An 11,720-nucleotide genomic window follows, 5' to 3' on the forward strand; every position below is an offset into this window, starting at 1 on the left:
CCACCCTAGTTGAAGCAAAATTCATTTGCTTCCGCTCTAGTCCGTTAACGCAGGTTCACGTTCATCTCCTAATGACTTTTACTTAGCGTTCAGAGAGAAACCTAAAGAGTGTCGTTCGTATAAGGGTCATGCGGATTTGCTTACAGCCAAATGGCAAATCCTCTCTTTTCATGCCTTCTTATCTACTTGTCTCTATCATCAGTTCATTATAAATAAATGCTATCTAGTTCCTATAATATAAAGGGCTGAACGCTTGCTGTCAACCCCTGTTTTGCTTCTTTTTATAGACTTGTGCTTCCTTGGCTGACATCCCGTATTCGGCGTGTTCAAATTCAAGGTGAACCGAGAATTCATTTTCTCCTTGATCTCTAAACTGCATGCTTCCTTCCTTATGGTGGATTGCTCTTCCCATTTTGCCATTATATCTCATAAAAACACCCTTAATGACCTATTTGGATCTAGTATAAACAAATTAATTCTTTTTTATTTCAAAATTAGAAAGGAATTTACGATATAAAGAAAGAAATCTTGTTACAGGTTTTTTTTAAGGAGGCATTATGCAAAAAAAATTAACAGCAATCAGTATTATTTTTCTTTTAATTACTGCGGTCATTCCAGTCGATATGGCTGCATCAGCCGAGGGTCAGGCGAGGATTCTCACAGATGAGATGAACGTCAGAGGCGGCCCGGGGCTTAGTTACCCTATTGTCGGTACTGCAACGAGGGATCAAACCTATCCGATTGTAAGCGAGAAGGATGACTGGGTGGAAATTCAATTTTCCCCCACCGTCAAGGGCTGGGTTGCTTCCTGGCTGGTTGATAAAAATCAAGCGGAGCAATCGGTCAATAATAATGAAGTAACGTCAAACGCCACCAACTTGAGAATTCGATCAGGTCCAAGCACCTCCCATGAGATTTTGGGAGCATTTCCTAATGGCCAGAAAGCGAAGGCACTTGAAAGAAACGGAGACTGGGTAAAAATTTCTTATGAAAATGTAACAGGATGGGTGTCAACACAATTTGTAACGGAAGCACCTTCTAAAGAAGCTCAGCCGCAAAAGCTTAAGAAACAGGCTGATCAATCGGCAGCTTCCGGCTCGGTAGGTGTTTCATCGTTAAATGTCAGAAAAAACCCTGAGGCCAATTCCGAGGTTGTTGCCACGCTAAACCGGAACACGAACGTTTCAATCACCGACGAAAAATACGGGTGGTATGAAATCAATTTCAACGGCATGAGCGGCTGGGTCGCGAGCCATTATATCGTGAAAGATCAATCAGGAAGACAACCTGCTAAAAACAGCAGCTCTTCTGAGAATCCAGACAACGGTACTTCGAATAATACAAGCGGGGAATACGCAATCATAGTCTATGACGGGACAAATATCAGAACCACTCCTTCCACCTCTTCAAGTATCATCCAAAGAGCCGCGAAAGGTGAATCTTTTTCGATAACGTCCAGCTCAAATGATTGGTATGAGGTTACACTGGAAAACGGTGATAAAGGATATCTTGCCAGCTGGGTCGTTCAAGTTTCCAATGATCCTGCCGAAGAAGCAGACTTGCCGCAAGCTCCGAAACAATCGAATGGCACAGGCTCGATAAAAAATAAAACGATTGTTCTAGATCCCGGACATGGCGGACGTGACAGCGGGACAATCGGCTATACAGGCTCTCTAGAAAAGAAGCTGACGTGGAATACAACACAGCTTTTGTATCGAAAACTGCAATCATACGGAGCGAATGTCTATTTAACTAGACATAGCGATTCCTTTGTGAGCCTTCAATCTCGGGTATCCGTATCACATTATCGAAATGCGGATGCCTTCGTCAGCGTTCACTATGACGCCCACGAGGATAGATCCATCCACGGATCAACTGCTTACTATTACAGTGAAACCAAGGACAAGCAATTGGCATCAGATGTTCAGGCAGAAATTGCGAATCGGTCTTCACTTGATAATCGCGGAGTCTTATTTGGTGATTTTTATGTGATAAGAGAAAATCAACAGCCTTCTATTCTTCTGGAGCTTGGGTATTTAAGCAATCCTCAGGAAGAAGTGGTCATTTCCAGCAGGAGCTACCAGGAAAAGGTGACCGATGGCATTGCGAACGGGTTGGAAGATTATTTTGAATAAAAAAAAGCTGCCTAGCGCAGCTTTTTTTCATCCTTTGAATCGATAATGAATGTCACTGGACCAGAATTTACGAGGCTGACATCCATCATTTCTCCAAACTTTCCATCTTTTACGACTATTCCTTTGCCTTTCACTGTCTCAAGCCACAAATCATAGATTTTTTTCGCGGTGTCCGGCTTGGCAGCATCCATAAAGTTCGGTCTTCGCCCTTTTCTCGTATCTCCATAGAGTGTAAACTGTGATACGGATAAAACGGCACCGCCTATATCTGCCAATGACAGATTCATTCTCTCGGAATCATCTTCAAATATTCGCAGGTGGACCAGCTTTTCTGCTAAATATTCCACATCTTTTGCTGAATCCTCATGAGTAATTCCGACGAGTACCATCAGTCCCTTGCCAATTTCGCCAACTGTTTCACCATTGACCTGGACTCTCGCCTCAGTAACTCTTTGAACTACAAGCTTCATTTTTTACCAACCTTCCTAGTTCATCACCCGGCGTACGGAATAAATGTCGCGAATTTGTTTGATACGTTCGACAACTTTATGCAAATGATTGATGTTTTGAATAAAAATTGACATATTTATGGTCGCCACTTTGTTTCGGTCCGATTTTCCCGAAACAGAAGAAATGTTTGTTTTCGCTTCGTTAACGGCTTGCAGAACTTCATTTAACAACCCGCGGCGGTCATAACCTAAAATCTCAATTTCAACATTGTATTCTTTTCTTTGCACCCTTTCTGCTTCGTGCTCCCATTCCACTGGTATCAAACGCTCCTGCGCGTCTGAAGTGAGTACATTGGGGCAATCGTCACGGTGGACAGAAACTCCGCGCCCTTTTGTAATAAAACCAACGATACTGTCTCCCGGCACCGGATTGCAGCATTTAGACAGCCGGACAAGAAGGTTGTCGATCCCTTTCACCCGGACTCCAGAATCCCGCTTTCTGCCTTGCAGCGGCTTTGGAGCTGTGGATACTTCCTGAACGATTTTCTCCTGTTCTTCCTGGTCTCTCTGCTTTCTCTCTTTTTCAGTCAAACGGTTTGCTACTTGAAGAGCGGTGATGCCATTATATCCGACCGCCGCATACATATCTTCATCATTTGAAAAATTGAACTTGTCAGCTACTTTTTTCAAATTTTCCGGCGTCATGACTTCTTTTACGTCAAACTCAAGGTTTTTTATTTCTTTCTCTACGAGCTCCCGGCCTTTTTCAACATTTTCTTCACGTCGCTGCTTCTTGAAAAATTGCCGGATTTTATTTTTCGCCTGAGATGTTTGGGCTAGCTTAATCCAATCCTGGCTTGGACCATACGAATGCTTCGATGTGAGAATTTCGACAATATCTCCCGTTCGCAGCTTATGGTCAAGTGTTACCATTTTCCCGTTCACTTTCGCTCCGATCGTCTTATTGCCGATTTCCGAGTGAATTCGATAAGAAAAATCAATCGGCACAGAGCCCGAAGGTAATTCTATAACGTCCCCTTTTGGTGTGAAAACAAAAACCATATCTGAGAACAAGTCGATTTTTAACGATTCCATAAATTCTTCCGCATCCGTAGAATCGTTTTGGAATTCCAATATTTCCCGGAACCATGACATTTTTTTATCAAATGACGCCTGCTCTGTAACTTCTTTGCCTTCTTTGTATGCCCAGTGAGCGGCGATCCCATATTCAGCAATTTCATGCATTTCAAAAGTCCGAATCTGTACCTCTAACGGATCTCCTTTAGGGCCGATAACCGTTGTATGGAGAGATTGGTACATATTCGGCTTAGGCATTGCAATATAGTCTTTAAATCTTCCAGGCATAGGCTTCCAGCATGTATGAATAATGCCAAGCACGGCATAGCAGTCCTTAATGCTGTTGACCAGAATGCGTACTGCAAGCAAATCATATATTTCATTAAATTGCTTGTTTTGCAGGACCATTTTTCGATAAATGCTGTAAATGTGCTTCGGCCTTCCGGAAAAATCGGCTTTAATATTCACTTCCTGCACCCGGCTTTTCACTTCATCGACGACTGCATCGACATACTGTACACGTTCTGCCCGCTTTTTCTTCATGAGATTTACGATTCGGTAATATTGCTGCGGATTCAAATAGCGCAGAGCCGTATCCTCAAGCTCCCATTTAATTTTGTTGATTCCAAGCCTGTGGGCAAGCGGTGCAAATATTTCTAATGTTTCATTCGATATCCGTCTTTGCTTTTCTTGAGGTAGGTGCTTTAACGTTCTCATGTTATGAAGTCTGTCTGCAAGTTTAATTAAAATCACACGGATATCCTGTGCCATAGCGATAAACATTTTTCTATGATTTTCGGCTTGCTGCTCTTCTTGTGATTTATATTTAATCTTACCAAGCTTAGTAACACCGTCAACCAGCATGGCAACCTCTTCATTAAATGCTTCTTTAATATCTTCAAGTGTTACATTCGTATCCTCCACTACATCGTGCAAAAAGCCGCCCGCAATGGTTGAAGGATCCATTTCCAGGTCAATGAGTATGCCGGCCACTTGGATCGGATGAATGATATACGGTTCTCCCGATTTCCGATATTGCTCCTTATGGGATTCCTCCGCAAATAAGTATGCTTTTTTTACAAAAGCTATATGCTCATCGGAAAGGTAGCTTTCAGCCTTTTCGATCACTTGTTCTGCAGTTAATACTTGTTCGTTCGCCATGCAATCACCTTTTTTGTAATGAAAACTTTATTGTACCTATTATCATGAAAAAATGTTCATCTGTAAAGAGCAGACTAGTCAGATCCACCTATTTTCTATCTTAAGTTATAAAAAAGCACTCTTTTTCAGAGTGCGTTTTTACAAATTTAATACTTCATTAACGTAAGAATTTCTTGATTTTCCAGTTTATCTCTTCCGTTAAGATAGGTTAGTTCAATAAGAAATGCGATACCGGCAACGATTCCGCCCAATTGTTCAACTAGCTTCACTGTCGCTTCAATCGTGCCGCCTGTTGCTAATAGATCGTCAGTAATTAAGACTCTTTGCCCCGGTTTAATCGCGTCTTTATGAATGGTAAGGACATCCTTTCCGTACTCCAAACCGTAGTCAACCTTTATCACTTCACGGGGAAGCTTGCCCTCTTTTCGGACGGGGGCAAACCCCACACCTAAAGCGTAGGCAACGGGACAGCCGATAATAAAACCTCTTGCCTCAGGACCGACGACAAGATCAATTTGCTTTTCTTTTGCATATTCAACGATTTGATCTGTAGCATAGCGGTAGACATCGCCTTTGTCCATTAGTGTCGTTATATCTTTAAATCGTATTCCTTCTTTCGGGTAATCCTCTACAATTGTAACATATTTCTTTAAATCCACGTTCATATCCTCCTAGAGAACGGTTAATGGGCTGCAGACGATACCTTCATCCGCTCATCCATCCAGCTCTTTAATTCCTCAGTCGTTGAATAATTCAAGAGCTGATCCAATTCTATTTCATTTTTTCTCGTTTGATAAGTGGCAGAATCAGTTAAATCTCTTTTTTTCACACCATTAACAATTGTAATAAGTCCGTTCTTAATTGTAACAAATCCTAAGTCAAAAAACACCTGTGACATAAATTCTACTGATTCAGAAGTCCAGCCTTTATGCTTGGCCAGCTCCGGTCCGTGTTTGGTCAAATCAAATGTCGATCGTTTCAATAATAATGCGTAATAATATTTGAAATGCTCCCTAGTAGGAAAGGTAGTAAAGAAAAGATCGTTTGATTGATGAAAAATAGCATACAGCCTTTCAATTTTCATCGTGGCAATTACTGATTCGAATAATTCCAAGGAAGGCGGCATATCGATGAGGGCAATATGAAATGCTTGTCCCCCCAATAAAGAAGCATCCTCTTTTTCTCTGATCAGAATAGTATCTTCTTCAAGCTCAGTTCCTTTAAATTTCATCTGCGTCTCTTCATTGAAGCAAATGATCCTTCTCTTTTCCTTCTCTATCGTTTTCAGAAGCTCAGACCACGACTTTTTTCCTCTAAGATCAAATAACTGCCATTCCTTTACTGCTGCATCCTTAAGCATGAGCTGGGGTTTTTTGCTGTTATTCCATTCATTTATAGAAATTTCCCCCATAACGGAAATCTTGGAACCAATCACGATGTTTTCTTCAAGCCCGCCCATAAAAAAACCGATACAATCCAGGGAAATTCCGTGTTCTTTAATGGCCATTTTCAAGTGATTTTTATTCGACCCGATTTTTCGCAGCTGATCCACATTAGCATCTTCAACTACAACCAAAGGTTTTGGGTTTTTCATTCCGAATGGAGCCAGCTTCCCAATATCCTCAATATTGGAAATGCTTAATTCTTCAATTCTGCAAATCAGGTCAACCTCTTGGACAGGAATAAAGTCTTCCTCATTCAGCTGATCTTTTGCCTGAGTATTTAAACGGTCTCGCAATTCCGAAATGTCATTTTGATCGAGTGTCATCCCGGCTGCCATCGGATGGCCTCCGAAATGAGGAAGAATATCACGGCATTGGGATAGGTTGTTAAATAAGTGAAAGGCACGAATGCTTCTGGCAGAGCCTTTTGCTGTTCCTTTTTCCTCATCAATCGCCAGTACGATTGAAGGCCTGTAGTAACGTTCGGTCAGTTTCGACGCTACAATACCGGCAATACCAGGATTCCAGTTTTCAGAAGCGACAACGATCACATGATCATCACGCCAATGCTGCTCAACCATGGAAACGGCTTCATCCGTCATCTGCGCTACCAGCTTTTGCCTTTCCTTGTTTAACTGGTTAATTTGAGTTGCAAGCTCAACTGCTTCTTCCTGATTATCACTCAGAAGCAAATGTACTGCAGGATCAGCTTGTTCCATTCTGCCCACCGCATTTAGTCTCGGGGCAATCTGAAAGCCGATCGTTTCTTCATCAACTTCCGATTGTTCCGTACCCGCTACACGGATTAGCGCTCGAATCCCCGGAGTTGATGAATGTTTGATATGTGACAAGCCCTGTTTGGCAAGCTGTCGGTTCTCCCCATGCAATGGTACGAGATCGGCGATCGTCCCAATAGCCGCAAGCTCTGTCAAATGTTCGGGAACTCTGCCTAGTAAGGCGTGTGCCAATTTGAAGGCCACTCCTACCCCGGCGAGATCCTTAAACGGATAGGTACAGCCGGGCTGATTCGGATGAATAATCGAAAAGGCATTTGGAAGCTCAGGTCCGGGCTCGTGATGATCAGTAATTATCAAATCCATTCCCAGCTCTTTAGCTACTTCTGCTTCATGAACTCCCGCGATCCCTGTATCAACAGTAATGATAAGATTACAGCCAAGAGCATGGATCGCCCGAAATGCTTCTTCATTCGGTCCATAGCCTTCTTTAAATCGATCTGGTATATAGAAGTCCGCTTCCGCACCAAGCTCTTTTAATGTATGTAAAATGACAGTCGTGCTTGTTACGCCGTCTGCGTCATAATCTCCATAAACACATATTTTCTCTTTCTGGTCAATTGCCTTTTTTATTCGTTCAACGGATGTATCCATCCCTTTTAATAGGAAAGGATCATGATAAGAGTTCGTTTCATATAGGAATGCCCTTGCTTCATCTTCTGTCTCTATACCTCGATTGACAAGCAGAGCCGCAACCAGTGATGAAACATCCAATTGAGCTATAAGTGATTGAACGATTTGTTCGTCAGGTTTTTTTGCCTCCCAACGATTTTTTGCCGCTAACATAAATTCACCCCTCAGACAAACTATTATACTAGACTCGCCTAAGAGGTTTCAATTTTATTTTGTCTCTCATTAAAGAGAACAGCTTATCTCGATGGATGTGTGATCCTATTGCTTCTTTCGCTTTTCTTGTTTTCCTCATCCTCTGTTAGGACACTTGAGGTTTGTGTTTGTTTCAATTTCGCAGAAAGTACTTTTATTTCCTTCTTTAGTTTGGCAATTTGTATAATTCCTACTGCAGCCATAATGACAGCACCCATTAGCACCGATACCAAAATCACAAGTATCAGCGGCCATTCCGATGTTCCAAACAGATAATCCACCTGAACTGGCTCCACATTTATGACTGCAAAAATAGCAACTAGTAAAGTGAAAATCAAAGCTAAAATAATTGCCCATTGTCTGTTCATATGTATACCCTCCTTTGAACCTGTATACCGGCTATATTCCCTCATACAACTCCATTTTAAACTTTTTTGAAAAAAGAAACCCCTTCTATAGAGCCAGAAGGGGGTTCGATTATTAATTGGTCAGTTTTTCACGAATCAGCTTTTTCAATTCTTTTCGTTCTCCGGAGATGACAAGAGTATCTCCTTCGTTAATGACTGTTTCAGGACCTGGACTCAGAATTTTTTTCTGGTCTTTTTTGACGATAGCGATAATTGTCACTCCATAGTTCTGTCTGACATCTAGATCTCCGATTGTTTTATGAACAGCATCCGACTGCTTCTCTACTTTAAACCATTCAATAATCAGCTCATCAATCGCAACTTCGACTTGTTCCAGTGCTTTAGGCTTATATACAAGACCGCCAAGAATCGCCGATATTTGTCTAGCTTCGGTATCATTAAACGTTACAGTAGACGTGCATTCTTCGCGATCTTCATCATTGAAATGATAGATTTCTCTTCTGCCATCATCATGAATTACGATAGCAATTTTATCATCGCTTCTTGTTTCTATTTCAATTTTTTGGCCAATTCCCGGAAGTTCAGATTCTCTGACTTTCATTGCTAAATACCTCCTGACCCAACAAGGATCTATAGTTACATACTTTCTTACAGTTATATTACAGTGATCAAACGTAGACATTATAGCAAATGAACTATTCCAGTTCAATTATAACCGTGAAATTTTTTATCCTAGTAAAATCATACGTCACTCACTCTCTTTTGATACACTTTATGTACACCTAGTTGTCAAAATATACGTATGTTTGCGCTTTCATTAAGAGTTTATAGAAAGACTGCCCGAATATCTTGAGGCAGTCTTTCATACATTCTTTTACACTTCTTCTGCTTTCGGCTCTTTACTATTTACATTTTTCAATTCTTTACCTTTCCAAACGAGCCATAGCTGTGCAGCAATATACAGGGAAGAATATACCCCGGTTAAGAGCCCGATCAGTAACGCAAGTGAGAAATTCAAGATTGATGCGGAACCGAAAATAATCATCGCAATTACAACAATAATGACTGTCAACACGGTATTAATTGACCGTGTAAATGTTTGTTGAATACTAAGATTAACAATATACGCTAATTCATCAAATGTTTTCGGCTTCCGCTTTCTCATATGCTCCCGGATACGGTCAAAAGTAACGATCGTATCATTTATCGAATATCCGACCACAGTCAATATTGCTGCGATAAAGTTGATATCTACTTCCAGCCGGGTGAAGCTAAACAGTGCAATCATGATAAATACATCGTGAAGCATCGCGACAATAGTCGCTATTCCCATTTTATATTCAAATCGAAATGAGACGTACAAGATAATTCCCAATGCAGCAATGCCGACCGCATACAATGCGTTTCTCGCCAGCTCGTTCCCGACAGTAGGAGAAACTGTGCTAATACTCGGATCGACCCCGTATTTATCGCTGAAATAATCTTTAATCTCAGCTATTTTTTGTTGATCCGGAACGCCGACAAAACGGGCGACACCTGTCTCTTTCCGATCTCCGGACAACACGATCGATTCCGGATCCATATCTACGTTCGTAAAATCTTCCTCCAGCTGTTCAACAGTTAATGGTTGTTTTCCCTGGACTTCTATTCTCGCTCCGCTGGAAAAATCGATTCCCAAATTCAATCGGAATACTGAGAGAATGACGATTCCTGCGGCAAACAAAAGGACCGACAAGGTGAAAAACCACTTTCGCTTGCTGATGAAGTCCCATTTTTCAAACGGAGTTTTCGGTTCTGTCTGTTCATTTGTCTGGCGTATATCCAAGATGTCTTTTTTCCTTACGCCAAACCAGCCCTTCTTGCGATCAAGCCATCTGCTTTCTACTAATAAAGATAAGAGAAACCTGGACAGAAATACAGCTGTGATAAAGCTTGTCAGAATGGATAAGATCAGCATGGTCGCAAAGCCTTTGACAGAGCTTGTACCAAATATAAACAGAACCATTCCGGCAATAATTGTGGTGATATTCGCATCAAAAATCGTTGCAAATGATCGCCTGTTCCCCGATCTGAATGCCGAACGCACCGATTTACCAAGCTTCAGCTCTTCTTTTATCCGTTCATAGGTGATGATATTGGCATCGACTGCCATCCCGACTCCGAGAATAAGTGCCGCAATTCCCGGCAAGGTCAAAACAGCATTCATCCAATCGAAAACCTGTAAAGTGATATAAATATAAGTAATTAACGTTATGATCGCAATAATGCCTGGCAGCCGATAATAGAACAGCATAAAGATAAAAATAGCGGCAATCCCGACGATCCCTGCAAATACTGTTTCATTAAGGGCCTGTTCGCCAAATTGAGCTCCAACCGAGGTTGAATATACTTCGTTTAATTTCACAGGAAGCGCCCCGGCATTTAATACATTTGCAAGGTCCTTCGCTTCTTGAATCGTAAAGTTTCCTTCAATTGTCACGTCTGTCGTATTAAGAACTTGATTGACATTAGGGGAAGAAATAAATTTAGGCTCTGCTTTTTTTGCTTCCTCTTCAAATGAGTCGCCTTCTTTGTAATCCAGCCAAATGACGAGTTGATTATTCGGCTTCATATCAAGGACATTTTTTGTAACTTCAGCAAATTTAGAAGCATCTTTCAGCTTAATACTTACAATCGGTTCGTTTGTGTTCGGCTGAAATGTCTGCTTTGCCCCGTTTTCAACAAGATCTGATCCGTCTAACAGCGATTTGTTCTTCGTATCTCGAAAAGAAAGCTGCGCCTGGGTGGATAAAATTTCACGCGCCCTGTTTTGATTATCAACACCCGCCAGCTGAACACGGATTCGGTTGTTTCCTTCAATTTGAATATTTGGCTCACTGACACCTAATGCATTTGCCCGCCTGTTTAGCGCTTCAACTGTACTGACTAAAGCCTCATGGTTAATTTTTGATCCTTCATTCGCCGGCTGTACATCATACAGCACTTCAAATCCGCCTTGTAAATCTAATCCCAGTGTAATGTTATCTGAAGCAGGCTTGGTGAAGTATCCAACACAGCTTCCAATTACTAGTACTGCCAGAAAAAACGCAAGTAAGCGCCCTTTTTTCATTATGTATTTCCTCCTTAGTGCCTTTTAAGGGAACTATACGCCTACTTTAAAAGATCCTCTAATACTTGTGAACCTTCTTCACTCTCAAACCAATTTGACGTTTTAAAAGATTCTACTGTCGCATAGTTCATATATTCGCCGATTTTTACTGACAAAATGGAGTCGGCGAGAGCATGAATTTGTGGTTCCTGCATTTTTCTCCACTTTTTCTCAATTAAGTATGACCATAGACTTCCCAGTTCTACATCATCGTAGCCCAGAATTTTAAATTCTTCAAGCTTGCTGTACAGAAAAGGCCTGAGATGATCTTTATAGAGTTCAGCCGGATGCTTATCTATCGCTTCCACTCTCCTTCCTTTT

Annotated in this window: 10 protein-coding genes and 1 other annotated feature (1 of these 11 only partly in view); of the genes, 1 reads left to right on the plus strand and 9 read right to left on the minus strand. The window is 41.4% G+C overall.

Annotated elements, in window-relative coordinates; translation table 11 throughout:
• Positions 1–208: a binding site (T-box leader), on the minus strand; it reaches 28 nt to the left of the window's first position.
• 51 nt (positions 209–259) lie between these two features.
• Entirely contained in the window at positions 260–430 is a 171-nt protein-coding gene (locus AM592_RS24135; RefSeq protein WP_098945222.1) for a YrzK family protein, read from the minus strand.
• Between the two features lie 127 nt (positions 431–557).
• Here AM592_RS24135 and AM592_RS09540 point away from each other — a divergent pair, with 127 nt between their 5' ends.
• Positions 558–2,135: an N-acetylmuramoyl-L-alanine amidase family protein gene (locus AM592_RS09540; RefSeq protein ID WP_053603588.1), complete on the plus strand. Its 1,578-nt coding sequence runs from the start codon at positions 558–560 to the stop codon at positions 2,133–2,135.
• A gap of 11 nt (positions 2,136–2,146) precedes the next feature.
• Here AM592_RS09540 and dtd read toward each other — a convergent pair whose 3' ends face one another.
• The 8 genes from dtd to AM592_RS09580 all read right to left on the minus strand — a co-directional run bounded on the left by dtd (position 2,147) and on the right by AM592_RS09580 (position 11,698).
• Entirely contained in the window at positions 2,147–2,605 is a 459-nt protein-coding gene (dtd, locus tag AM592_RS09545) for a D-aminoacyl-tRNA deacylase (RefSeq protein WP_053603589.1), read from the minus strand.
• 15 nt (positions 2,606–2,620) lie between these two features.
• A complete protein-coding gene (locus AM592_RS09550) occupies positions 2,621–4,822 on the minus strand; it encodes a RelA/SpoT family protein (protein ID WP_053603590.1) in 2,202 nt (733 codons plus the stop codon).
• A 146-nt stretch (positions 4,823–4,968) separates the two neighbouring features.
• The gene (locus tag AM592_RS09555; protein ID WP_053603591.1) at positions 4,969–5,481 is read right to left on the minus strand and encodes an adenine phosphoribosyltransferase; all 513 of its coding nucleotides are present in this window, start codon (positions 5,479–5,481) and stop codon (positions 4,969–4,971) included.
• Positions 5,482–5,504: 23 nt separating this feature from the next.
• Positions 5,505–7,844: a single-stranded-DNA-specific exonuclease RecJ gene (recJ, locus tag AM592_RS09560; protein ID WP_053603592.1), complete on the minus strand. Its 2,340-nt coding sequence runs from the start codon at positions 7,842–7,844 to the stop codon at positions 5,505–5,507.
• Between the two features lie 83 nt (positions 7,845–7,927).
• On the minus strand, positions 7,928–8,251 hold the full coding sequence (locus AM592_RS09565; protein WP_053603593.1) for a LapA family protein: 324 nt from the start codon (positions 8,249–8,251) through the stop codon (positions 7,928–7,930).
• Positions 8,252–8,363: 112 nt separating this feature from the next.
• Positions 8,364–8,852 carry a cation:proton antiporter regulatory subunit gene (locus AM592_RS09570; RefSeq protein WP_053603594.1) on the minus strand — a complete coding sequence of 163 codons (489 nt, stop codon included), beginning with the start codon at positions 8,850–8,852 and terminating at the stop codon, positions 8,364–8,366.
• 273 nt (positions 8,853–9,125) lie between these two features.
• The gene (secDF, locus tag AM592_RS09575; RefSeq protein WP_053603595.1) at positions 9,126–11,360 is read right to left on the minus strand and encodes a protein translocase subunit SecDF; all 2,235 of its coding nucleotides are present in this window, start codon (positions 11,358–11,360) and stop codon (positions 9,126–9,128) included.
• Between the two features lie 41 nt (positions 11,361–11,401).
• Positions 11,402–11,698, minus strand: coding sequence for a post-transcriptional regulator (locus tag AM592_RS09580; protein ID WP_053606054.1), 297 nt, complete (start codon positions 11,696–11,698; stop codon positions 11,402–11,404).
• Between the last annotated feature and the right edge of the window lie 22 nt (positions 11,699–11,720).

It is taken from the genome of Bacillus gobiensis (assembly GCF_001278705.1).
GTDB lineage: Bacteria > Bacillota > Bacilli > Bacillales > Bacillaceae > Bacillus > Bacillus gobiensis.